This is a genomic window from Pelagicoccus sp. SDUM812003 (assembly GCF_031127815.1).
Lineage (GTDB): Bacteria > Verrucomicrobiota > Verrucomicrobiia > Opitutales > Opitutaceae > Pelagicoccus.
The window spans coordinates 17137-41498 of the sequence record NZ_JARXHY010000002.1; the positions used below are offsets into that span (position 1 = coordinate 17137).

13 protein-coding genes are annotated in these 24362 nt (G+C 59.0%); 7 read left to right on the forward strand and 6 right to left on the reverse strand.

Annotated features, from left to right (window positions below):
* Positions 1 to 115 precede the first annotated feature (115 nt).
* From QEH54_RS02395 to QEH54_RS02410, 4 genes are all read right to left on the reverse strand, one after another.
* Positions 116 to 3580, reverse strand: a complete 3465-nt coding sequence (locus QEH54_RS02395; RefSeq protein WP_309017019.1) for a hypothetical protein — start codon at positions 3578 to 3580, stop codon at positions 116 to 118.
* A gap of 193 nt (positions 3581 to 3773) precedes the next feature.
* Positions 3774 to 4313 carry a YSC84-related protein gene (locus tag QEH54_RS02400; protein WP_309017020.1) on the reverse strand — a complete coding sequence of 180 codons (540 nt, stop codon included), beginning with the start codon at positions 4311 to 4313 and terminating at the stop codon, positions 3774 to 3776.
* 333 nt (positions 4314 to 4646) lie between these two features.
* Entirely contained in the window at positions 4647 to 6242 is a 1596-nt protein-coding gene (locus QEH54_RS02405; RefSeq protein WP_309017021.1) for a hypothetical protein, read from the reverse strand.
* Positions 6243 to 6388: 146 nt separating this feature from the next.
* Entirely contained in the window at positions 6389 to 7498 is a 1110-nt protein-coding gene (locus QEH54_RS02410) for a 3-deoxy-7-phosphoheptulonate synthase (protein ID WP_309017022.1), read from the reverse strand.
* A 364-nt stretch (positions 7499 to 7862) separates the two neighbouring features.
* Between QEH54_RS02410 and recC the strand changes: the two genes are divergently transcribed.
* The 6 genes from recC to QEH54_RS02440 are packed head-to-tail and all read left to right on the forward strand — an operon-like array spanning position 7863 to position 19413.
* Positions 7863 to 11135 carry an exodeoxyribonuclease V subunit gamma gene (gene recC / locus QEH54_RS02415; protein ID WP_309017023.1) on the forward strand — a complete coding sequence of 1091 codons (3273 nt, stop codon included), beginning with the start codon at positions 7863 to 7865 and terminating at the stop codon, positions 11133 to 11135.
* 16 nt (positions 11136 to 11151) lie between these two features.
* Entirely contained in the window at positions 11152 to 14685 is a 3534-nt protein-coding gene (locus tag QEH54_RS02420) for a UvrD-helicase domain-containing protein (protein ID WP_309017024.1), read from the forward strand.
* Positions 14682 to 16466 (forward strand): exodeoxyribonuclease V subunit alpha, encoded by a 1785-nt coding sequence (gene recD / locus QEH54_RS02425; protein WP_309017025.1) that lies wholly within the window; start codon positions 14682 to 14684, stop codon positions 16464 to 16466. Before QEH54_RS02420 ends, recD begins: the two co-directional genes overlap by 4 nt.
* Positions 16463 to 17080 carry a bifunctional pyr operon transcriptional regulator/uracil phosphoribosyltransferase PyrR gene (pyrR, locus tag QEH54_RS02430; RefSeq protein WP_309017026.1) on the forward strand — a complete coding sequence of 206 codons (618 nt, stop codon included), beginning with the start codon at positions 16463 to 16465 and terminating at the stop codon, positions 17078 to 17080. The genes recD and pyrR overlap by 4 nt, the downstream gene beginning before the upstream one ends.
* 43 nt (positions 17081 to 17123) lie before the next feature.
* Positions 17124 to 18065 carry an aspartate carbamoyltransferase catalytic subunit gene (locus QEH54_RS02435; protein ID WP_309017027.1) on the forward strand — a complete coding sequence of 314 codons (942 nt, stop codon included), beginning with the start codon at positions 17124 to 17126 and terminating at the stop codon, positions 18063 to 18065.
* Positions 18066 to 18117: 52 nt separating this feature from the next.
* Positions 18118 to 19413, forward strand: coding sequence for a dihydroorotase (locus tag QEH54_RS02440; protein ID WP_309017028.1), 1296 nt, complete (start codon positions 18118 to 18120; stop codon positions 19411 to 19413).
* Positions 19414 to 19486: 73 nt separating this feature from the next.
* On the opposite strand, the gene QEH54_RS02445 is transcribed toward QEH54_RS02440, so the two are convergent.
* Positions 19487 to 22273: a hypothetical protein gene (locus tag QEH54_RS02445; protein ID WP_309017029.1), complete on the reverse strand. Its 2787-nt coding sequence runs from the start codon at positions 22271 to 22273 to the stop codon at positions 19487 to 19489.
* 143 nt (positions 22274 to 22416) lie between these two features.
* Positions 22417 to 23397: a hypothetical protein gene (locus tag QEH54_RS02450; RefSeq protein ID WP_309017030.1), complete on the reverse strand. Its 981-nt coding sequence runs from the start codon at positions 23395 to 23397 to the stop codon at positions 22417 to 22419.
* A 186-nt stretch (positions 23398 to 23583) separates the two neighbouring features.
* Between QEH54_RS02450 and QEH54_RS02455 the strand changes: the two genes are divergently transcribed.
* Entirely contained in the window at positions 23584 to 24336 is a 753-nt protein-coding gene (locus QEH54_RS02455; protein WP_309017031.1) for an isoprenyl transferase, read from the forward strand.
* Positions 24337 to 24362 lie beyond the last annotated feature (26 nt).

Sequence of the window (24362 nt, forward strand, 5' to 3'; positions counted from 1 at the left end):
GCTACCCTAGAGCGCCACCAGCAGCGCCGGCGCTACCGATCGCGCCGGGATCGGCTCCGGTTCGAACGCGATCCTCTAGAAGCCCCAAAGAATCGAGACGGCGGTCGGGCGAAAACTAAATGATGAATTCGATTCTCTCGATAGTCCCTTCTCGTCGAAAGACAGAGGCGCTTCTGTCGCTGTCCAAGGTAGCCCCCTCGACCTCATCTGTCGCGCCATCCGACGCGAATACCTTGACCATTCGTCGACCGCTTCTGGTGACGATGAAAAGGCACTGGCAGAGCGTCAGAGCAAACGAACCTGCCGGTATCGTCACACTGCGCGAGCTGCCATTTGCTGCGACGTACGTGAACTCCGTTGGTTCAGAGAGAAAATCGTCCTCCCGCAGCAGCTCGGGCTTGCAGGAGATGCGTCCCTCTTCCAAGGCGATTCCCAATTCGCGCCATCGGACCAGCAAGTCCTCCTTCACCTGCCCGGTCATTCCCGGCTGCTGAGCTCCGGCATGGCGTGGCGTGTGCGAATAGGCGTCGATGGGAAAGGCTCCGTAGGCTCGAGCGGACTTGTCCAACCCAAGTCCCGCCTGCGTTTCGTAGTAGGCATCCTTTAGGCGCCGATAGGCGCCGCCGTCAGCCTGGTCGGCGAAGCGTTGGCAATTCTCCTGCAGGGCGAGGATAAGCTTGGAAACCATGTGCCAATAGATGCTGCCCAGCCCTTCGTAGGCGAAGAAGGTGCCAGAGCGGCCGAGGAACCGTCGATGATCGAACGCCTCCTCGAATACCGAGACGCAATCTTCGATCTCCTGCGCCTCGAACGATACATCCTCCTCGCCCTTCAGCGCCGCCAAGGCCTCCCTCAAGTCCGCGCTGTTGCGAAACCTTCCGTTGAAGCGAAAGTCTCCGTTCGTATCCTTTTTCAAGATACGTTTCTCTCCATCTTCCGCGAGCTGCCTCAGCAATCGGCTTTTCGACACCTGCTCCGGTGAAAGTCGATTCTTCTCCAAAAAGCGAGGTAGTTGCCTGTCTGGATACAGCATGTAGCTGCGAACGTCCTCGCGATACAGGGCGCTTTTTCTGAGACAATGCGCCAAACGATCCACTTGATCCAAGGTCAAGCGTCCCGAACTAAGCATGGCTACTTGCCCCTCCAGCATTTCCGGCAGCTCCTCGATCGCGGCCTCCTGCGCGGCTGCGTCAAAGGAAAGCAAGCGATAGGACTGGGCCAAGCCATCGTCCCTCAGAGCTCCGTCGATGCTGGCCGCCAGGAATCGCTTCGCGATCGAGAGGTAGTTTGAAATATAGTCGAATGCGAACCGCTGTCGTTCCGCGGAAAACGACTTTCCGTAAAGCTCGGATCGGAAGGCGCTGGAGCTTTCTCCCAACTCACGCATCAGAGCGAAGCGGCGCTTCGCATCGAAGCCTTTGTCCAGGTCGGTGGCGTACGCCTCGAAAATGCGCGACTGGGAAGCCAGCTGTTCGGCGAGCAAAGCGTTCAGTTGGCAGCCGTCTTCAGGTCTTCTACCCTCAAGCAGCCCTTCGAGGAAGTTCACGTAGCGATAGGTGTAGCAGAGCGTGACCACCGACACGCCGTAGCCCACCAGAGCATTGTTGGCATCGTTCCACTCCGGCCGCTGAGTATTCATCCATATGCCGCCGTCGGGTATGAAATTCGAGAGTTTCGCAAGCAAAGGAGCCAGCAGCTTCTCCAGTAGCGTGGCTGAGACCACATGGCCATTCGCGTCTCTGAGCAGCTTGCCGTCAGACCCGATCGTATCCGCGAGCGATAGCAGTTCCTCCGCCGCCTCCTCGTCGTAGTCCACCGTCGAGCGCGGATCGGCGAGGATCTGCTCGAAGCTGCGAATCTTGTAAGGGACATGCGCATACACGTAGGACTCGTCGCCGAAATTCCTAGCCAATTCCCCTGGGAAGAACTTTTCGGACGCTTCGAGCAGCTTGAGCAGGTATACCACCTGATGGTCTCCCCAGTACCCGATATTCGACCAGGGCTCGTCCGGTTCGATCACCTCCCAGTCAAACCCGTCCCTCGTGACGCGATACGGATTGTATCCATCCGCTGTCGACACGTTGAGAAAGCGCGATATCATGCCCTTGAGGTATCCGGGAAACGAATACCCTAGCGGCTCCCAGTTCTGAAAGATATCGCGCCAGTTTCCCTGATAGGAGAGGATCGGGTTTCCGTCTTCGTCCTCGGTATTGATTGAGAATCGATTCCACGGCCGGCTCGGATCTCCATGCCTGCGGCTGAAGCTCAGCGGCAAATACTCTCGCCCGATACGCGTCAGGTCGTCGGAACGCTGCCCTTCCAGCCAGTTTCGCAAGGCGAACAGCGAGCAGCGATCGCCTAATTCGCTCAGGGACTCGCGCACTTCCGTCCAGAGATTGCGATTGCAGTGGAGCAGGTGCTTTTCGAAGTCGGCAACCGAGATTTCGTATCCACCATCGAATACGCCGCCCCTCATGATGTTGAACAACGCGTTGGACTGGTGACGCAAATCGCGCAAGGCGTTTCCGCTTTTCTGCAGGCCATCCGCTCTCGCGATCTTCTTCACCAAAGCTCGGGCGTTGCGCTCGATATCGTCGTCAACCGCCTGAGCAGCGAGTTCGCCCGTAGCCAATCGCCTACGCAAGGCCTCGATGGCGCAAGCGTCCTGATTGATGTCGGTCACGATTTTCCATTCTCGCGAACCTTTGCCAGAAAGCTCGAAACTCCGCTCCTGCAGGAAGGCGCAGCGTCGCCCGCGGATGTCCGCCTCGGCCTGCAGGCTCCTCCCTTCCCGAAAGGCGCGAAGCTGCTCGCTGCACAGCAGCGTTTTCGCCCCATCCCGCTGCGGACTCCAAGCGACCGTAGCTTTGAGCCCTTCGCTCGGCTCGGCCTTGTCAGTAGGAATCGAACTCAAATAGTAGACGCCTATGCCCGCATCCTCGATCCACTCGCCCTTCTTGTAGGCGTCCGCGAGGTTGCTGAACTGATTGACGAAAGCCTGATCGAGGCCGTAGGGCAGCAGGTTCTGGAGTCCATCGAGCACGCGCAGTCTCCTCCGCTGAGAGCCGAGGTTCTCCAGCACGGCGCTGCGAACGAAACCGAACCTGGGGCTGAACGTCCATTCGTAGATGAAGCGAAGCTCGAACTCGCCATGCGTCTCCTCGAATCGCGCTTTGGTGCCGAGACCGTTCTTGTAGAGGTTTCGCTGTATCCCGCTTTCCGATACAATCGAAGCGAACGGCTCCCAGAGCGCCGATTTTCCGCTCTCGTCGACCTGGATGGCGGTCACACTGCCCGTCACGTTCCACGTGTCGAAAAGCTTGTCCTGAGTGACATAGGGGAACAAGGCATTGTCGGGGTCGCGTCGCCCCGCCGTCACCGAACCGTTGCTGCCCAGGAACATCCACTGATCGGACGAACTGACGAGATTCATCAGAAACGGCGGCATTTGATCAACCTTTTCGATCAGATAAAAGCGCTCCCCACCAATGTCTCGGAAGGGTCCGCTGGGAGACGGATTGTTCGCTTCGGCCAGCTCGGCCTGATCGCGATCTCGGATGCTTGTTGTAATCACGGGCATGGAAAATTCGGGGTTAGCAAGCGGAGAGCGACCTCTCCTTGAACATCGGCCACCCTCTTTTAAGATGCACTTTGATGCAATCCTAAAATGAAGAGAAATCGCCCGCCTCTTCGTGCCCAACGAGCGGCGAGCGAGTTTTTCCCTGTGAACGCTTCAGTCTAGCCGCCTCCAGGAGGGCCAGCCAGGAGCAGCTTCACTTTTTGATCTTGGTCAGCTTGGAGCCTTCTAGGGAGAGGTTGTACATGAGGCCCTTGTTGCCGAAAACGAACGCCACCACGGGCTCGTTGATGGTCTTGGTATCGATTTCGCCGCCCGCCCCGATATTGGCGATGGCTACGCTGCCGTCGACGCCCACTTCCCATCCTTCGCTGTTGCGAAAGGCGTTCAACGCGGCCTTGTCCAGGAAGAGCAGGATCTGTCGTCGGCTCTGCACGCCGAGCTGAAATCCGATCGAAGCGCTGGCGGTGCTGTAGTATTCGACCTTCTTGCCGTCGATGATCAAGGCGCCCTCGCCATATTCGCCGCCGATGCCAATCCCGGCCTTGCCTACGCTTGGAAAAACGAGCATCGCCTCCGCGTCCTTGGCCAGCTTTTTGCCGGCGCTGGTGTGTTCATAGAATTCCTCGATCGCTTCGTCGATCTTGGCGTCGAGCACCCGTTTCTTGGCGGCGAAGGTCGAGCTTACCAGCGATAGAGCGAGAAAAGCGCAGAGTGCGGAGGTGATCGTTTTCATTGTCGATATCTGTTTCATGTTGTTGATGGGAGGCTATCTAGGCGAAAGGTCAATGACCGGAGAAACGCGGGTTTGATCCCAATTACGCTTCCGAGCAAGCCCACAGGTGAAACCGGTCACCATCCGAGCGACGACTTGCTCGTCGTGGGCTGCGCCTCAGCGCTCGCATTCGGACAACGTCACCTGGCGGCGCAACTCCAGCCCTCCACGTGAAAACAGGCGCCTTCACCTACGCCAGCTAGAGAGCGTCCCTATCCTGCGGTCGCTGGAAAACGAAGAAGGGAGGCCTTCCAACAGACCTCCCTTCAAGATATTGTCCTATTGCTAAACTGCTTAATTCACGTTCGTAATGATGAGGCTGCTCGGAACCGCTGGCGCGGAAGCGTCCGCTGGCCAATCCTGGATAGCCCCGATGATTTCGAACTTGTCGAACACCGCGGTGGATACGCTGCTGGAGCCGCCAGCGAGAGCTAGACCGACGAAATACGGTTCGCCCAGTTCGACGCTGTCGGAGGCGAGCTCCGTCCACGTGCTTCCATCTGCCGAGCCAAAGAGCGTCACGTTCGAGCCTACCCGCTTCATGCGCAGGTAGCTGTAGGAAGAACCTGCCGCGTCGAGCGTCTGCGCGTTCGTCTGCCCTGCTCTACTCTCCCGCGACCGGTATTCGATCGATCCATCCGCGGCGACCAGCAAGGAGCTTTGGACGGAGCGTCCGTAGAGAGCGGAGCGCAGCATGATGCCGGCTACCGTTTCGCCAGAAGCCGCGTCGAGCGAGGCGAGACGGACTCGTACATCGACATCTCCCGACACCAGGGCGTGATAGTAGCGATGAGAATCAGAGATTCCGCCAATCACCCCGAGGTCGTCCGTCACCGTGAAGCTGTCGCTGGCAAGGTCGTAGCTGACCGAACCATTGGGGGAGCTATGGTCCGTCGACACGTCACGCATGCCATCCACGAGCTGCGAATCGGTTGGAGCCGAGCCCACGTTGATGACCTGAGAATCCGTGGAGGTGGCATCGTTGCCCGCCGCTTGAGCGACCGCGGCGAGCGTGCGGGCGCCTTCGGAAGCGGTCACGCTGATCGCGAACGGAGCGTCGGAAGAGCTGCCTACCGCCTCGCCATCGAGCGTGTAGCTCACGCTGGAGAACTTGGAAAGATCGGAAGAGCTGATGCTGACCTCGAACGCTTCGCCGCTGCGAGCTCCGTTTCCAACAAACGACACGGCCAGGTCGATCGCTGGCGCCACGTACTCATTGACCAAAACCGACATCTGGGAAATGGAAACATCCTCCCCGTCGTCAACGCTCACGGTGATGATCGCGGTACCGGACTGGTTGGCCAAAGGGGTGATGGTCAAGGTGCGCGTCGATCCCGTTCCTTCCAGAACAAGTCCGCTGCTGTCAACCACAGTTGTATTATCCGAATGAATACTTACAATCAGATCGCCTACTTCAGATTCGACATCGCCGATCGTGAACGAAATCGGTCCGTAGGTTTCGTTTTCCTCGATCGTGATGTCGCTCAACGCGCTCACGGTCGGGGCTAGATTGTCGTAGAAGGTCGCTACATTGGTAAAGCCGGAGTTGCCGAATTCATTGTAGGCGTTCACTCGATACGCGTAGCTCGTGCCAGACTCGACATTCGAATCCACGAACACGGCGACGTCCGCCTCGGTAGTGCCGATCAGCGACCAATCGCCGCCTTCGACGGATCGCTCCACATTGAAGCCGCTTTCATTGTCTGAATTGTCGGTCCACGAAAGCTGCGCCTGGAGGGCGAACGCGGAACTGGTAAGTGCGCCCAGCGCTAGCGAGGCAGCAGCAAGCCCGCGCCCCAGCCGTCTGCCGGCGGAGCCGAGGGTGAAACATTCGCGCGGCTCTTCATAGCCCGTACGCGAATAAAAGGGTCCAAGAACTGAATTTTGCATGACCCCCGAAAACGGGGGCACGCCAATATACTGGAGGCAATTTCGTAAACTTGAAGTCTAGCCCCGATCACGCGTGAGGATCTTCCACAGTAGGCATTGTCATTACTATGACTCGATCCCTTGAGGCATATTCCCCAGTCTCCCCTTCAGCGCCTTCTCCCTCCCTCTCCTAGGTTCGAAGCCAGCAAACGAACGATCCGTTCCGTATCATTCCAACCGATACATGAGTCCGTAATGGATTTCCCGAACACTCTCGCCACGCCATCCCTTAGGCCCTGTTGACCCTCGACCAGATTGCTTTCCAGCATGAGACCTGCGATGCCTCCCTGTCCCGCCGCAAACTGCTGAGCGACGGCTTGGGCGACACCCTCCTGTCGACGGTGGTCCTTGGCGGAGTTTCCATGCGAGCAGTCGACCACTACCGGACGCTGCAGGTCGGGGCGACGCGCGGCTTCAACCGTTTGGTTGACACAGGATTGGTGGAAGTTGGGCCCGGAGCTACCGCCGCGCAAAATGACGTGTGTGGCGGGATTTCCGGAAGACTGCAACCAGCAGGGCATCCCTCGATCGCTCACGCCGAAATAGCTGTGCGGCTGAGCAGCCGACAATACCGCGTTCAAAGCCGATTTCGGGTCTCCGTCCATGCCGTTTTTCATGCCGATCGGCATGGTCATGCTACTGGCCATTTCTCGATGCAACTGGGATTCCACCGTGCGCGAGCCGATCGAGCCGTAGCTGATCGCATCTTCAAGATAGGGCGCCAGCATGGGGTTAAGAAACTCCGTGGCGCATCCGACTCCACTGTCCGCGAGGTGCGTCAACAGCCGACGCGCCATCGAAAGGCCGTCCATCGCTGGGCCCCTCTCTGCTCCCATCAGCGGGTCGTAGATCAAGCCCTTCCATCCCAGCACGCTGCGCGGCTTCTCGAAATAGCACCGCATCACCAGCAGCACGCGATCGCTCACCTCCTCCGCCAGCTTCCCGAGCTTCTCCGCATAAACAACCGCTGCGTCCACGTCATCGATCGAGCAGGGACCGCTCACCACGAGCAGTCGATCTCGGTCTCGGCCGCTCAGAATATTCGCGATTTGGGATCGGGTCCGCTCGACTTGAGCCCGCGCTGCTTCGCTCAGCGGTATGTCTCGTCTCAGTCTGGATGGCGATACGAGCTCGACCGGCGGCGGAGTGGCGAGGCGTTTCGCTTCGACGGCGGACGATCGTTCCTCCGCGGCGTTGGGTGCAATGTCACATTTCATGGTAGGGATGGTTTGTCTTGATACGTTAGAGGGAGATGGAAACGCGAAAAGCCCTGGGATTCACAGTGAATACCCAGGGCTTTTCGCGTCGAAATCGATGTGTTGGTTTTAACTACACGCTCTTACGCTCCTGGGCCTTTCCAGAAGTAATAAAACCAAAAATAGCTGAAGGACGCGGAACGCATAGATGAGCTCCACTAAGCGCCTCGCACCTCGCGAGGTCAAGCCTTCAGCGCGCCCCGCCCACCTACGCAGGGCTCCGAAAATCGCCTAGGGCCAGCGCGGTTTCCCCGAGCGAATCCGCAGCGCGAGCCGCTTTCTCCGTTGCCAAACCCGTTTCCTAAGATTCTCATCCCCAACGCGTATGACGGAAAAGCGACTCTATCTGCACACCTCCAACCGAGCGGAAAACCTCGCTCGGAGGATCGTCGAAGTCGCCTCGGAATCCCCGCTTCCCTCCCTTCTCTCGCGCGAAACCGTCATGACCCTCAATCCCGGTATCGCCCGGTGGCTGCAATTCGAGATCGCCAAGCGGACCGGTGTCTCCTTCAGCTGGGACTTCCCCTTGCCCGGAAAGCTTTTCCGGCGCCTGCTCGAGGGATTCGCTCCTGGCTTCGACGCCCTCGGAGCGTTTCCCGAAGCGCTCGCTCGCTGGCACCTTTGCGATCTGCTTTCGAATCTGGAGGACCAGCCGCGCTTCGCCACTTTGCGGGCCTACTGCCAAAGCCCCTCCCCCATCCGGCGCCTCGGCCTAGCGGGCCGCCTCGCCAAACTCTACGACGAGTACCTGGTCTACCGTCCCGACGAGCTGGTCAAATGGGAGGACGAGCCCCAGCATCGCCACTGGCAGGCGGAACTGTGGCGGCGCCTGCTCAAGCGCATCTACCCGCAGGCGGAAACGCCTCCGCATATCGCCCGCATCTGGAGTCGCCTCAGTCGCGGAGCCAATCCCATCGCTCCCCAGATTTGGCCGGAGCGTCTCTTCCTGTTCGGCATATCCTCTCTCGCTCCACTGTATCTAGATTTCTTGGACAAGGTTTCTCAGCGCATCCCGGTCCACATCTTTCTCCTGCAGCCGTCCGACCTCTACTGGGCTGACCTGAAAACCAGCAAGGACATGCAGCGCATCGTGCAGCGCGCCGCGAGCCAGAGTGACGATTCCTGGGGCATCGACCCTGCGGACTGGCTTTTCGAAACCGGCAACCCGCTGCTACCGGCTCTCGGAAAACAAGGGCAGATGTTCCTCGACCTTCTCATCGACCGAGACCCCATACAGGACGACAGCCAATTCAGCGAACCGGAGTCCGTCAGCCAACTGACCGCCCTCCAGTCGGATCTCTTCACGATCACTCGTCGCTCGGCGCCCTCTGGAGACCAACCCTATCCAGCCTACGACGGCACCCTGCAGATCCATCGCTGCACGACCAAGCGGCGCGAAGTAGAAACGCTATGGGACTACCTCGTGCATCGTCTCGACAGCTCTCCGGACCTTCACCCTGGCGATATCATGGTGATGGCGCCGGACATCAACCAGTATCGCTCCCACATCGACGCCGTTTTCAAAAGCAAACGCGGCACGTCATTGGATATTCCCTACAGTATCGCCGACGCCCCGAATCGCATCCATTCGAGCTTGCTGTCCGGTCTAGCCGATATCCTCAGATCCAGCTCCGAGGAGGCAAGCTCTCGCTCCATCCTCTCCCTATTGGAAACGCCATTGCTTCGCGAGGCCTTCTCGTTCTCCGACATCGATATCGAGAGCATCGAATTTTGGATACGCGAGCTTGGCATTACTTGGGGATGGGACGCCCAGGACCGGCAGAGCCACCACGCTTTCGGCACCGATCTGGGCACTTGGAAGGAGCTGGAGCAGCGCCTCGTCAGCGGGCTCTTTTTCGGAAACGAACAAGCGCTGCCGAACGCCTATCTCTCCTACAACGAACTCGAGGCGGACCTTCGCGACACCGCGGGCCGCTTCACCGAATGCCTGTGTCTGCTGCGAACATTCAGGGAGGGCTACTGGCAAACCCGGGGCATTTCAGGCTGGCAGCAGCGACTCCTCTCCCACCTGGAAAACCTGAGAACTCCGCTCGAGAGCTGGGAGCAGCAGTATCGCGAGGCGGTCGCCTTGATCCGCGAGGCCCTGCCCGACCTGGATTCCGTTTTCGCAACCGGAGCCGAGGCCTACCAAGCGGTTCTGGAAAAAATCGAAAACGCTCCTTCCAGCGGCGGCTACCTTAGCGGTGGAGTGACCTTCTGCTCCTTGAAGCCGATGCGTTCCATCCCGAGCGACACCGTCTGCGTGATCGGGCTCAACCGCCTCGACTTTCCGAAAAGAAATACGCGGCTGAGCTTCGATCTGCTCGCCCAGGCGCCGCGCAAGGGCGATCGCAATTCCAGAGAGGAATATCGCCAGTTCTTTCTCGAAACCATTCTCTCCGCCCGATCCCAGCTTTATCTGAGCTACCTCGGCCTGTCCTCCAGCAGCGACACGGTTCGCGAACCCTCCGTAGTTTTGGAGGAACTACAGGCCTACCTCAAGGAGGCCATGAGCGATCAGGACTTCAAATCCATCCATTTCACGCAAAAACGGCAGTCCTACGATCGGGACTACTTCACTTCGGACCGCCTCTACACCTACGACGCCGATCGCGCCAAGCTGGCTGCCGAACTCCACTCGCCGCAAGCTGAAACCGCCCCTGCGCCGACAAATTCAGCCCCCCGCGAGCTGGACGAGCCAATCGAGCTCGAGGAGCTAATTTCCTTCTTCAAAGACCCCGCTCGCTATTTCGTTTCCAAGGTCAGTCAAGCCCGGCTCAATCGCATCGAGGATCCGCTACCAGAACACGATAAACTGCGCGAAACCGCGCTCGACGCCTATCTGATCAGAGATTTCTTCGCGGAGCGCCTATCCGCCGGCGAATCGATCGACGACTCATCGCTGGCCCGCTTCGCGAGTCGCAAGCGCCTTCCTCCGGGCCTTCTTCAAAAGCCAGTCTTTACAGAGGAGCTCGAACTGGCCCAGCGGGCCGCTGCAGCGCTCGATCCATGCCCAGCTCCCCCGAGCCTGCGCCTGCTACTCCTTGAACGCTCTGCCTTGAGCGGAAGAGTCCAGCTCGATGCTAAAAGCGGCGAACAGCTCCTCATTTTCAGCGGCGAAATGAAAGCGGGTAGAGTCATTGAAACCTGGATACGCCACCTTTTCGCCCGTGCCACCGAAAAGGACTTTTGCGGTCGCACCCTTGCCGTTTCTCTCAAGAGCCTCTCCACCACTGGCAATATCCGCTTCCTCCCAGTCGATCATGCGAAAGACGTTCTCGAACAACTGATCGCTCTTTACTTGAAGGCGCATTCAGCGCCCCTACCGCTCTTTCCAGAAGAAAGCTATCAGAGTTTCAAACGTGTATCCAAAGATAGTGACGCGAAAAGCGAGGCCTTTGAGGACGCCTTTCTGGCCGATTTCTCCAGCCGACTGGAAAAGGTCCAGCAAGGCAGCAAGAGCGACTGGGGGGCGGACTGGAGCGACTTCGACAAAGCCTGCTTTGGCGAGGAATTTCTGCCAGATCGCAAGGCCGCGGAAACCGCCATACGGATCTGGAAACCGGTTTTCCAAGCGATGGAGACTTTCAAACTGTGAACCACGGTAGCCAACGATGATTGAACTCTCCCCAGGAACGACATTGATCGAGGCGAGCGCTGGTACCGGAAAAACCTATACGCTTTGCCGAATCGCTTTGCAGCTCACGGTGCAAAAAGGCGTCACTCTCGATCGAATTCTCGCTGTCACCTTCACCGAAGCGGCTACCGAAGAGCTCGCCAGCCGGTTCCACGAGCTTTATCAAACCTGTCTCCGAGAATTGGAGACAGGAAAGCTGGAAGAGGAAATCCTTCTCGAACTCGCAGCTTGCGGCGACTTCGATCGCGAACAAGCCATCCGAGCATTGCGTTTCAGTCTGGACGTCTTCGACGAGGCGCCGATCTCGACCATTCACAGTTTTTGCAAACGCGCTCTCGACCTCATTTCGCTGGAAACGAAATCCCCGCTGGATGCGGAACTGGTTCCCGTCGAAAAGCCGCTCATCGATCGATTGCGGTCCGAATACATTCGCGAACGCGTTCTCGAATCTTCGCTCGCTCTCAGCCTAGCCCTTCCGAGTCAGCGCGACTTTTCCGAAAAGCTGGAGGAAATCGGGAGATGGAGCTCCAGCCATCCGAGTTCGAAGCTTCATCCAACCCCGCCACCTGTCGATATCGCTGGCCTGGACAGACGGGTCGAAGCCTTGCCCGGAGCCGTGCAAGAGCTGCTCGCTCGAGCCGACGCCCTCGGGCCTTCGCTGAAAAAGAACTCGCGCGTCGCGAAGCAGCTCGTCGCCTCGGACAGCTCGCTATCCCTGATCGCGAAGCGCGGCTACCTGCTGCCCAGCGATTTGGCTGCCCTGAAGGACTTGGGCAGCGACACCTGGTCCAAGGCGCTGAACAAGTCCGGACAAGGATTGGAGCCACCTTCCGCTTTCGCTCTGATCGACGTAATCAACGATCAACTACAGAATGCGTTTTCGTCATTGGCATTTCACTACGGTAGCTGGCTACGACAGCAGCTCGAAGAAGCCAAGCAGCGAGCGAACATCATCACCTTCAATGATTTGCTCCACTCGCTGCACCGCGCCCTGAAAAGCGATGAACATGGGACTGTCGCAGATCTGATCGGGTCCCGATACGACGCTGTTCTGATCGACGAGTTTCAGGATACCGACATCGTGCAGCTCGAGATCGCAAAAACGCTGTTCGGCGACGGCAAGCACTACCTCTTTTACATCGGCGACCCGAAACAATCGATCTACCGCTTCCGTGGGGCCGACATCTACGCCTATTTCAGCGGAGCCCAAAGCGATTCCGGCAAAAAGCTCACCCTAGCGAAAAACTACCGCTCGGATCCGAAGTTGATCGATGCGGTCAACCATCTCTTCACCCAGGCCCGCGCCGGTTTCGTCGATGAACGAATCGTCTACACACCGGTGCAAGCGGGGAAAACCGACACCAGCTGCCCGTTTCGGTCCACCTCCCCCTTTCACATCGAGCATCTGATGCTCGAAGGGGATCCCAACAAAGCGCCAGGCCGGCAGGAGTACGCCAAAGCCCTCGCCGAGCGCGCCGCCGAAGACTTCTCCGTTCGCCTCAACGCGGATCCCGATCTCCGAGCGAACCAGGTCGCGTTTCTCGTGAACAGTCACAAGGAAGCGGATACGCTAGCTATTGCCCTGAACAGACGCGGCATTTCTTGCTCGATTCGCTCGGAGCGTGGCGTGTTCAAGAGCGAGGAAGCGGAGATCATGAAGCAGCTTCTCGCGTCCCTATCTTCGCCCTCGAGAATCAGCTTGAAAAAAGGGCTTGTCGCCACGATCAGCCTCTCCGTCGTGGTCGACAAGCTGGTCGACGAATCGGTTCAGGCTAGCCTCGCTCCATTCTTTGAATACATTTCCGAATGGTCAAACAACTGGGAAAACGCGAACTTCGACGTCTCCTTTCGCAGACTGCTCTCGCTCCTGCCTTCCTTCATCGCTACATCAAATCATGGGCAATGGGAGCGGCGACTCGCGAACTTGCACCACCTCGCCGAACACCTTTCGGAGACTCATAGCGCCGACCGCCTTAGCCCGCTAGCTCTGCTAAACTGGCTGGAAAGGGAGAGCCAATCGGAGTCAAGCGACCGCGACGACTCGCAAGTCCGCTTGGTATCCGATCAAGGCAAGCCGCAAATCATCACCATCCACAAGAGCAAAGGCCTGCAGTTTCCGCTCGTCATCCTGCCCTTCATCGGACTGCGACGTCTGCGACGAGATCCGCGACTGGAGAGCTATCACAACGAAGATGGTTCGCTCGTCCTGGATATGGACATACAGAGCGACGAAAACCGGCTTGCCGCCGCTCGCAGGGAGAGCCTGGCCGAGGACATCCGACTGATCTACGTCGCTTTGACGCGAGCGGAGCATGAGAATATTCTCTACCTCTGCCCGGAGGAGATCTCTGCCCATGCTCGGGTTCTCAGTTCCAGTTTCGCCCAGTTCCTTCTCGGTGATGAAGATGCGACCAGTGAGAACCTAGCGGCGTTCCTTCAAACGCTCGCCCAGCGCTCAGAAGGGGCTCTGAGCTACGGCCAATCGCCCCTTTTCGAAACGGAAACCACCGTTTGCGATAGGAGTTTCGATGGAAGTTTCGCCTCGTTCAAGGAGAGACTTCCCGTATCGATTAAGCAGATACCCTCCCCTCATCGCGTGCTGAGCTTTTCAGCCATCAGCAAGTTCGCCCACCGAGAGTTGGAGTCCAGCTACGGGCTTTCGCAAGCATCCGAAAGCAAGAACGACGAACCGAACGAAGAAACGGAAGACGATCTCGATGATCCCGTAGTCCCTGTCGAGGAAACGAATCGCGGCCCGAGCATCTTCACCTTGCCCAAAGGGGTTCGAGCAGGGGATCTGCTTCACCTGATTTTAGAGCGATACGACTTCTCTCAACCCGAAACCCTCGCCAGGGTCACTGAATCGGTTTTCGATGAATTGAATTTCCAGCCCCGGTCCTACGACGCGATCGTGGCCACCCAGATCGGCATCGTCACCCAGACCGAGCTTCCGTCTCCCTTCGGGGCCTTTCGCCTCGCGGATATCGCTCCCAGCCAGCGTTTAGCGGAGCTTGAGTTTTCGTATCCAGTATCCGGTGACATTCTTAAATCGATCGGCCAGGCGCTTTCCGGCGAAGATCGAGGTCTCATACCGGAAACGTGGGCGAAGCGCCTTTCGACCATCGACATGCCATTGATCGCCTCTATGCTTCGAGGATTCATCGACCTGGTTTTCGAACGCGAAGGACGCCTCTACATTCTCGACTGGAAAAGCAACTACCTTGGCGATCATCCCCAAAGCTACGATGAAACCGCCATGCGGGAGGCGATGGCGGAGCACGACTACTTCCTGCAATACCTGCTCTACTGCGTGGCGCTGAAGCGCTATCTCAGTTGGAAGTTTCCAGAGGACAGTTTCACCGATCGCTTTGGAGGAGTGTACTACCTGTTCGTTCGCGGCATGTCGCTTGGCAAGCAGACAGGCATCTACTTCGATCGACCGCCTCACTCGCTGCTCGACGCTCTCGACACGGCGCTGACCATGCCCGATCCTCAAACGCTAGCCAAATGATCACCGAGCTCCCTGCCAGTTTAAGCTTTTTAAACGACGCCCCCTTCGCCGCCTCGGATCGCATGCTCGCCTTCCACCTGAAAAGCGTTTGGTCGGAGACGGAGCCCATGATCCTGATCGCCTCCGCCCTAGCCAACCTTGCTCTGCGCGAGGGAAACGCCTATCTGGACCTGAAAACCAGGCCGGAATCCCTGGACATTGTCCCTTCGCTCAAGTGGCCGACCAATGAGGAATGGGCGGAGCTATTCAAACGCAGTCAAGTCGTCGACTCCGACTCCGGCGAACGCGGCCTGCCTTTGGTATTCGTCGCTCCAGATTCCTTGTATTTGAACAAGTACTACGCTTACGAAAAAGAGCTAGCATCGATCATCATCGAGCGAACCCGAGCGACGTTTCCCGAATCCGTTCAGACCTCGCAAGCCAGCGGACAGCTGAGTTTCGACGCTCTCATGGGCGTCGCCGATCCTTCCGAGCGAGGAAAGCCGCGCCCCGACCCAGTCGAACGAGCTCTTACGCGTCCGTTCTACGTTATCACTGGCGGACCTGGCACCGGAAAAACCACCCTAGCTCTCCGCTACCTCAACCGGCTGATGGATAGCTGGGACAAGCCCATCCCTCCTTTTTTCGCGACCGTCGCCCCAACGGGCAAAGCCGCCGCTCGTCTGGCGGAATCCTTGGCCAACGGTGTCGACCGACTTCAACTCGAAGACGAAAGGAAGCAGCTGCTACGAGGAATACCTTGCCTGACAATCCACCGGCTGCTGGGGCCCTTGCCGCACCGGGCCAGCTTTCGACGCGACGCTCGCAACCCGATCCATCAAGATGCCATCGTGATCGATGAAAGCAGCATGATCGACCTGCCCTTGATGCTCAAGCTACTGCAGGCCACGCCCAAGTCCTGCCGGATTCTGCTGCTTGGCGACAAGGATCAGCTCGCCAGCGTCAATGTCGGCTCGGTTCTCGCCGACATCCTGAAGGCAGGGGAAGACATACATTCGCCTTTGAGAAACAGCATCGAGCGTCTGACCAGGACGTATCGATTCAGCGAGGACAGCGCTATCTATCGCTTGTGCACGTTTGCCCAGAGCGGCGATTCGGAGGGCTTCGAAGCCCTGTTGACTCAGCCGCCCGAAGACCTGGAGTTCCATCCGATGTCAGCCGATGGAGCGCGTCTGCCACAAGCTGCCACCCAGTCGGCTCTGCAGCGCCACCAGGCCCTCCTCAACGAGCCGAGCGCGGAAGCGGCCCTCGCGCGGTTGACCGACGCCATCACCTTGACCCCAACCCGCCAAGGCTCCTTCGGTTCCATGCGCTTCAATCAAACCGTCGAGCGAGCGATCCGCGAGCGCGACCAGCTATCCCCGTTCGAACCCATCAACGCGTTCCCCATCATCGTATTGGAAAACAACTACGAACTGGAACTCTTCAACGGCGACCTTGGCATCGTGTGGCTGGAAGGCGAGGAAGGCGCGGCTTACGCGTATTTCGCTGGCAGCGACGGGTCGACGCGCCGTTTTCGACTCAGCGAGCTTCCTCGGCACGAGGCGGCATTCGCTCTGACCATCCACAAGAGCCAGGGGTCGGAGTTCGAGCACGTCACCTGCCTTTTCGGTCCCGGAGAAAGCCAGCTCCATACCCGGGAGCTCCTCTACACTGCGTTCAGCCGAGCCAAAACCAAACTCACCCTCTTCGGCGATCTGGAGCGCCTCAGCGACAGCATCCAGCGATCCGCAAAACGGGCCACACGGCTGGCTGAACTGATCAACCGCCGCGCCCCTTGAGCGACATCGCTCGCGGCCCGGGAGATTCCCTGAGTTTCCGCTTTACCCGAAAAGGCAATGCGCTCTATCTGAAGGGCGTGCTCGTCAAGAAGACCATTGAATCCCAGGAAATAAAGGAGGCTATCGACCGCATGGCGAAAGCGATCGCGGACGCCCATCCCAAGCCGGACAATCTTGTGCTGGCAGGCATCGCCAACGGGGGCATTCCACTCTGCTCGCTGCTGGAAAACGCCTTGTCGCGGCGCTTCGGCACCTCCGTGCCAAAGGCGGTCATCGACATATCGTTTCACCGCGACGACATCGGGCACCACCCCATCACCAAAGAAGTGCAAGCCACCCACATGGCCACCGACCCGGAAGACTCCACCATTATCCTGGTGGACGACGTTTTCTTTTCCGGGCGCACGGTGCGAGCCGCCATAGCGGAGGTCCTCACGATCGGTCGTCCCTACCAGGTGGAGCTGGCGGTTTTGGTCGATCGGGGAAACCGTCGACTGCCCTTCGCCGCCAACTACACCGGCCTGGTCGTGCCTACGACTCCCGCAGAAAAGGTCGAAGTGAACCTCGACCTCGACGCGTTCGAAAACTCCAAGATAGAAATCCTCGACGCCTAGTCCGCCAACGACTCCCGCAAGCCCACACTCCTTCGTCTCTCACATGCCCTGGAATCGCAAAGACCTCATCACCATCGAGGAGCTCTCGGTCGACGAGATCAACACCCTCTTCGAAACCGCCGACGCCTTCAAAAAGGTGCTCGGACGCAAAACCGCCAAGACGCCTGCCCTGCGCGGCAAGCACGTGGTCAACCTCTTCTTCGAGCCCAGCACCCGCACCCGAGTCGCCTTCGAAATGGCGGCAAAACGGCTCAGCGCCGACGTCACCTCGCTGGACATGAAAACCAGCAGCGCCACCAAGGGCGAGACCCTGCGCGACACGGTGGAAAACATTCGAGCCCTCGCCGCGGATATCATCATCATCCGCCATTCCGCACCTGGCTCCGCTGGCTACATCGCCAAGATCCTGGACATCCCGGTGCTCAACGCGGGCGACGGAGCCCACGAGCATCCCACGCAAGCCCTTCTCGACTGCTTCACCCTGCGGGAAAAGTTCGGCTCGCTGGAGGGGCGCAAGATCGCCATCCTGGGGGACATTCTCTACAGCCGCGTAGCCCGCTCCAACATCTGGGCTATGAAGAAGCTGGGAGCGGAAGTCACACTGGTCGGCCCATCGACGTTGGTCCCTCACGAGTTCGAGCAATTCGGCGTGCACGTCTCCCACAATCTGAAATCCGCCTTAGCCGACAAAGACGCTGTCATGCTCCTTCGAATACAGCACGAACGGCAAAACGCCTCCGCGTTCCCGTCCTTGAACGAATACACCAGCATGTTCGGCCTGAACAAGGAGCGCCTCGCTTGGCTGAAGAAGGATGCCATCATCATGCATCCTGGCCCCATCAATCGCGGGGTGGAGATCGACTCCGAGCTGGCGGACTCCGAGCAATCCGTGATCTTGGAACAGGTCACCAACGGCCTCGCCGTCCGCATGGCGGGCCTCTACCTCTGCAACGGAGGGTCGGCCGAAGCAGTTGTCACCAAATAGAAACTACACCAAACTTCCTAAAACCCGTCACCATCTACCGCCTCACTCTCCCATGCCCGCCACCTGGATAAAAAACGGCCGCATCATTGACCCGAAAAACAACCGCGACGAAACAGGCGATCTGTTCATCGTCGACGGTAAAATCTCCGCTCGTCCCGCTCAGGACATTTTGGATACGGCGGAGGTCATCGACGCCAGCGGTCTGGTTGTTTGCCCTGGCTTGGTCGACCTGCACGTGCACTTTCGCGTCCCGGGACAGAGCCACAAGGAAACCATCCGCAGCGGCACCTCAGCCGCGGCTGCGGGAGGCTTCACCAGCGTGGTCTGCATGCCGAACACCAGCCCTGCTGTGGACTCGGCTGGGACCGTGCAGCTGATCAAGGACGTGGTGCATCGCGAAGCGGTGGTAAACGTGTTCCCCACCGGAACCATAACCGTAGGGCGAGAAGGCGAAGCCCTGGCGCCCACGGGCTCGCTGGCGAGCTCCGGCATCGTCGCCATCACCGACGGAGGCAAGTGCGTGCAAAACGCCGGCCTGATGCGTCGAGCGGTACAGTACGCGCACATGTTCGACATCCCAGTGATCGACCATTGCCAGGACTACAGCCTCTCGGGCGACGGGGTGATGAACGAAGGACTTGTATCCGCAAAGCTGGGACTGCGCGGTCTGCCCAAGGCTGCAGAGGATATGATCGTCTCCCGCGACGTCATCCTCTCCACCCACACCGGAGCTCACATCCACCTGCAGCATGTCAGCTCCAAGACCGCAGTGGAGATCATCCGACGCGCCAAAGCTCGCGGCATCAACGTCACCGCTGAGGTCACGCCACACCACATCTCGCTCACCGACGCGGAAGTGGAAAGCTTCAACACCAATTTCAAAATGAACCCGCCCCTGCGCAGCGAGGAAGATCGAATCGCCCTGCTGCAAGCTCTGGAGGACGGAACCATCGATTGCATCGCCACCGGACACGCTCCCCACACCGACTACGAGAAGGACGTCGAATTCGACTACGCTCCCTTCGGCGTCATCGGTCTGGAAACCGCCCTCAGCCTCACGCTCGCCCAGCTGTACCGCAGCGAGCGCCTCTCCCTCATCGGAGCCTTGTCCCTGCTCACCCATCGACCAGCGGAAATCCTGAAACTGAAGAAGGGCACATTGAGCGAGGGGGCCGACGCGGACGTCACTCTTTTCGATCTCGACGAAACCTGGGTGCCGCAGGACAAGAAGTTCTTCAGCAAATCGAGCAACTCGCCCTGGATCGGGCAGGAGCTCACGGGCAAGGTCAAGACCACTATCGTCGCAGGTCGCGTCGTCTTCGACGGTACCCGCATCCTCGCTGACTAGAGAGAGCTTCGTCCGGCGCGGCGGAGCGGACGAGCCCAGAGCTCTCGCTTGGCCTCTTTGCTCCGCTTGAGTCTCAGCTCGCCACCGTCGGCGCCCATGGCGAAAGTTCCTCGGAATCCTCGCTGGCAGGTTTGCTCTCGGGCGCTTCTCTATCCGGCGGAGCGAAGGGATGGCCCACCCCCCGCAGCAGGTGCTGAGCGTCCTCGATTCCCGCCTCCGCAAATCGAACCAGCTGTTCCAGCACCTCCTTCTTGAGCGGTTCATAGTTCGCCATTTTCCCCGGCTCCCGCGTCAATAGAATCTCGCCCAGCAGCACGGTGGGCTTGACGAGACTGGCTCTAAATAGGGGTACCAGATGTTCCACAGCGGCGCCCACGTCGCGATCCACCCCTGTGCCGTTGAGCAGGTAGAGGGAGTAGTAGTACTGAGCCGAGTTTGCGCCAGCTTCCGCAGCGACCTTCATCCATTGGGCGCGCTGTCGGTCGCTCTGCGGTACCTTGTCCCCGGTAGCGTAGAGACGGCTAAGTCTGAAAGCCGCCTTGGCCTTGTGTTTGACCGGACCGCCCTGCTTGTCGCAGTCCTTCACGATGTCCCGGTAGAGCTTGACCGCCTTTTTCGGGTTAGCCTTTTTCAGATCGTCGTTGAGGTAGAGCTCCGCCAAGAGAAAACGCCCCAGAAACAGATGCGTCTTTTCAAAGAGCTTAGCCAATTCGAAAGCGATTTCCGGATCGTAGCCCACCCAACCGTCTTCGGCCGCGAGCTCCGCGGATAGCAGCACCGCCTCGTAGTCCCATGGCAGGAAGTCAACGACCGCCGAAACGAGCTCCGCATCCATGATCTCCTGTCTCATATTCGTTTGATTGACGAATCCCTGATTCAGATAGGTCATGATCCAGTGATAGGCCTTCAAGTTGCTCTGAGGCACCCCAACGCCGTATCGATAGAAGATAGCGATCTCCTTCATCGACGAACGGTCTCCAAACTCCGCCGACTTCTCCATCCAATACGCGAGCTCGACAGGATCTCCCGTCAGCTTCTTCAGATCGTAATGTTCGATCAACCAGGTGAGAGCCCGTTTGTATCCTTTTTCTCCCGACAGGGTCAAGCGTCTCATCCCCTCTTCCACATTCGTCTCCACCGAAGTGCCAGCCATCAAGCGTATGCCTATGTTGTAGTTAGCCACCGGGTCGCCATCGTCAGCCGAAAGGTGATACAGCTCGAACGCCCGGCCGACGTCCTTTTCTACCCCATCCCCTTCGACCAGGAAGTTTGCCAGGTTGTTGGCGGCCGCCGTACTCCCCAAGGCCACGCTGCGTTCGTAGTACTCCACCGCCCGCTCGGGACTCTTTTCCACCCCTTCACCGAGGTCATAGATCCACCCCAGACGGAAGATCGCGTTGGCGTTGTCCTTTCGGGCCGCCTTCTGCAGCCACGGGAGAGCGCGCTCTATGTCCTGCTCGCCATCGCGGCCCTCGTAGTGATGCTGGCCGCACTCGTATTCAGCTCTGTGATACCCTGCTTGCGCCGCTTTGAGGTATTGCTTGTAGAGCTTCTTCGGATTCTCGATTTTCTTAACGCCCCATCCCGAAGCGGATCGCTTGGTCTGGGCGTATACCGCCCGCGCATCGGATTGATCCGGCCAGGCGCTTAGCAGCGCCAAATCCTGATCGAAGGTCATCATCTTCGGCTCCCAATCCCCATCCAAAAGCAGTTGGGCGGAGAACACGCCTCCATCCGCGACTCGTTTCAAGTAGCGATCAGCCAGCGACCGATCGAGCTCCAAAAATGGATGCATATAGCAGAGAATGCCGAAATCCAGCTGGGCCAACCAATTTCCCTCTGCCGCGGCGGACTGCAGCCAACGAGCGGCTTCCGTTTCATCCTTCTCGCACCCGAGCCCCAGAGCCAGCAGTCGCCCCAAATGGGCTTGCGCATTCGAATTGCCCTCCTCCGCGGCCATGCGAAAGAGAGAGACCGCCAAGCTCGGGTCATAGCTTTCCTCCCCCTCCTCGAGCAGTTCCAGAGCAAACTGAGTCTGCAAATCGAGAATGTATTTCGAAAACAGCTTGCCCGCCTCCTCGGCGTCCTTGCGCAAATCCTCCTTCACGACCGGGTCCAATAGCTCGATCATGAGCGATTCAAACTCTCTTCGCATCGTATCCATGGATTGGAGTTCCACTAGCTCGAAGAATCGACGCGAAGCCTCCATGTCCCTTTCGACAAAGCGTCCTCTCGCGTATTCGATCGCCAGATACACGCTAGCCTGCATCGAACCGGTGTTGGCCGCTGTCTCCAGCAACCGCACGCCCTTTTCGATGTCGGGAGCGCCTCCCTCTCCCTCGACCAGAAGCCAGCCCAGGAGATAACACGCCTCAGACCGTACCGACCGCTCTACCGAGTAGTCCTGCAAGGGGATTGGGAAACGCCAGTCGCGCTCCGTCAAATGCGCGAGCAGCTGGCGCGCTTTCGACCTGTCGCGTCGCATTCCCTCTCCGCTGACGCAAAGCTGGGCGTAGGCCAGCATGGCGACGGGATACCGTTGCTCCGAGGCGGACTCCAACCATTGGACCGCGCGCTTCACGTTTCGTCTCAACCCCATGCCCTGCTGAAAGAATACACCCAGCGCGTGCTGAGATTGCGGGTGCCCCTCGACCGCTAGCCTCTTGATGATCCTAGTGGCCTCCTTGATCGCCCCAGCGTTCAGGTTTTGGATCGCCGCAGCGAATTGCTCCTCCCAATCTTGCATCGCCACCGCCACGCTGGATTCGAACGCTTCGTCGTCGTAAGCCACCTGCGCCTGGAGCGAAACTCCGAACATAAGCGCCAACAGAACGAGAAGATACAGATGTCCCTTAACCATGTTTACGTAGAAAAGAGGGCGACGGGCGTTCTGGGCAAACCAAATCATCCCGCCGGAAAGCCGCTCCGTCCCTTGCTCCACGACCGTCGGGGGGCCGTGAAATCCGCCGAACGCTCCGCGTCGATCGCTCTAACGGGTTTCGCCTACGGGCTTAGGCGGTCCCTTGTCTGGGCGTTTTCCAACATGAATTCCATGCGGCGCTGATCGCGCTCGCGCTCGGACATCTGGCGATCCGCGAAGGCCGCGAGCTGCTCTTCGGTCAGCACCCCGGCCACCGAATCGAGAATGGCGGTTTCCTTAGCGGTCCGCTCCGCGAAATAAAGATCAACCTCGCTGCGACTCAGCGACGCCATGTCGCGACCGCGTCGCTCGCTGAGATCGTTGGTGTAGGCATACATCTGGTCGAGCCGCTGCAGCTCCTGCACCAGGAACTTGCTCTGCTTCTTGGTGAGCGGCGCATCGGTGTAGCTGAGGCTTGTCTCCAATCGCTCCACTTCCTCGCGGTAGGGAAGACTCTCGGAATAATCCTTCAGATCCTCCGCCCGCTCCTCGCCCAGCAGGGCCACGATCTCTTCGTCCAGCAGCTCGCGGCGCCGCTTGCGCTCGGCCTCCAGAGCCTCGGGATCCGCATCGCCACCCGGCGCGAAGGACCGCATGCGCATTTCCCAGTTCACCACCCCGCGCTCCGCCATGAGAACCCGCAGCGTCTCCAGGTCTTCCGGGCTCAGGTCCAAGCCCTTGAAAAACTCCGCGAAGCGCTCGTCCACACGAGCCATACGCTGCTCGATCATGTCGGCCCTCATTTGAGGATCGTCGAAGGCGGACCGCATGCGCTCCATACGCTCGCGGCGGCGCTCCCGCCATTCGCTTTCGCGACTTTGCTCGTTTTGCCCGAGCCGCTCGCTTTCCTGAGCGAGAACCGATGACGCGGGAGAGCCCGTCGCGTCTTCGTCCGCCCGGGCAGCCTGCTGGCGGGCTGAACCGGCTGACTGAATGCCATTGCCGAGGCTTTCCGAAGAGGATTCGAAACGGGACCGCAGCCTGCTGTTTTCCAACTGTAGAAAAGTGGCGTAGCCGATCGCGGCGATGAGAGAGACCGATAGGATGAGCGTGGAGGAGCGCATGATGAACCGTCGCTGAAAACGCCCGAACGCGTCGGGCCCTTGAACACCAACAACTACGTACGCCGAGCCGTTTCGGATGCAAGCGCGCCGCGTCGCTCGAACGCGCATTCACCGCGTCCAATAACGCCTTGCCAAAGCGAAACTTCCTTTCGATCCTCCCGGCTTGTCTTTCCCTGGATCTACTCAATGAGCGACATTTCCTCAAAAGCAAACGACCCGCAGCACATCGGAATCATCATGGATGGCAATGGTCGCTGGGCCAAGCAGCGCGGCTACTCCCGTCCCGCGGGACACAAGGAGGGAGCCAAGACGACCCGCAAGATCATCGACGCCTGTCAGGATTTGGGGATCAAGTACCTCACCCTCTACGCCTTTTCCGCCGAAAACTGGAATCGGCCCGACGTGGAAGTCCGGGCCCTGATGGAGCTGTTGGAGTTCTTTCTCAGCCGCGAAACCAAGACCCTCATCAAGCAACGCGTGCGCCTGCACGCCATCGGCCGCATCGAGGAGTTGCCCGAACGTGCCCGCAAAGCCCTGCAAAAGGCCATCGACGCCACCGCGGAGTTCGACGAATGGCACCTGGTGCTGGCCCTCAACTACAGCTCCCGAAACGAGGTGCTCGACGCGGTCAGGTCCCTCGCCAAAGCAGCCGCGGCGGGAGAGGTCGATCCGGATTCTCTTGAATGGGGCGACGTCAGCCAGCATCTTTACACCGCGGGCCTGCCCGACCCAGATCTGATCATCCGCACTTCCGGCGAGACCCGCATAAGCAATTTTCTTCTCATGCAGAGTGCCTATTCGGAATTCTACTTCACTGACGTGCTCTGGCCGGATTTCGACAGGGAACAGCTGGAAAAGGCCATCGCCACCTATCGCTGCCGTGAGCGACGATTTGGCAAAACCGGCGAGCAGTTGTCTCATCCCGCTGCCAGCACCTGATCCCCAATGGTCCGCTCGCTCTCAGT

Coding starts and splice junctions, on each gene's coding strand:
- QEH54_RS02455 (WP_309017031.1), top strand. CDS start 23,584: ATGAGCGACATTTCCTCAAAAGCAAACGACCCGCAGCACATCGGAATC.
- QEH54_RS02440 (WP_309017028.1), top strand. CDS start 18,118: ATGCCCGCCACCTGGATAAAAAACGGCCGCATCATTGACCCGAAAAAC.
- QEH54_RS02405 (WP_309017021.1), bottom strand. CDS start 6,242: ATGCAAAATTCAGTTCTTGGACCCTTTTATTCGCGTACGGGCTATGAA.
- QEH54_RS02450 (WP_309017030.1), bottom strand. CDS start 23,397: ATGCGCTCCTCCACGCTCATCCTATCGGTCTCTCTCATCGCCGCGATC.
- QEH54_RS02445 (WP_309017029.1), bottom strand. CDS start 22,273: ATGGTTAAGGGACATCTGTATCTTCTCGTTCTGTTGGCGCTTATGTTC.
- QEH54_RS02435 (WP_309017027.1), top strand. CDS start 17,124: ATGCCCTGGAATCGCAAAGACCTCATCACCATCGAGGAGCTCTCGGTC.
- QEH54_RS02395 (WP_309017019.1), bottom strand. CDS start 3,580: ATGCCCGTGATTACAACAAGCATCCGAGATCGCGATCAGGCCGAGCTG.
- QEH54_RS02400 (WP_309017020.1), bottom strand. CDS start 4,313: ATGAAAACGATCACCTCCGCACTCTGCGCTTTTCTCGCTCTATCGCTG.
- recC (WP_309017023.1), top strand. CDS start 7,863: ATGACGGAAAAGCGACTCTATCTGCACACCTCCAACCGAGCGGAAAAC.
- QEH54_RS02420 (WP_309017024.1), top strand. CDS start 11,152: ATGATTGAACTCTCCCCAGGAACGACATTGATCGAGGCGAGCGCTGGT.
- recD (WP_309017025.1), top strand. CDS start 14,682: ATGATCACCGAGCTCCCTGCCAGTTTAAGCTTTTTAAACGACGCCCCC.
- QEH54_RS02410 (WP_309017022.1), bottom strand. CDS start 7,498: ATGAAATGTGACATTGCACCCAACGCCGCGGAGGAACGATCGTCCGCC.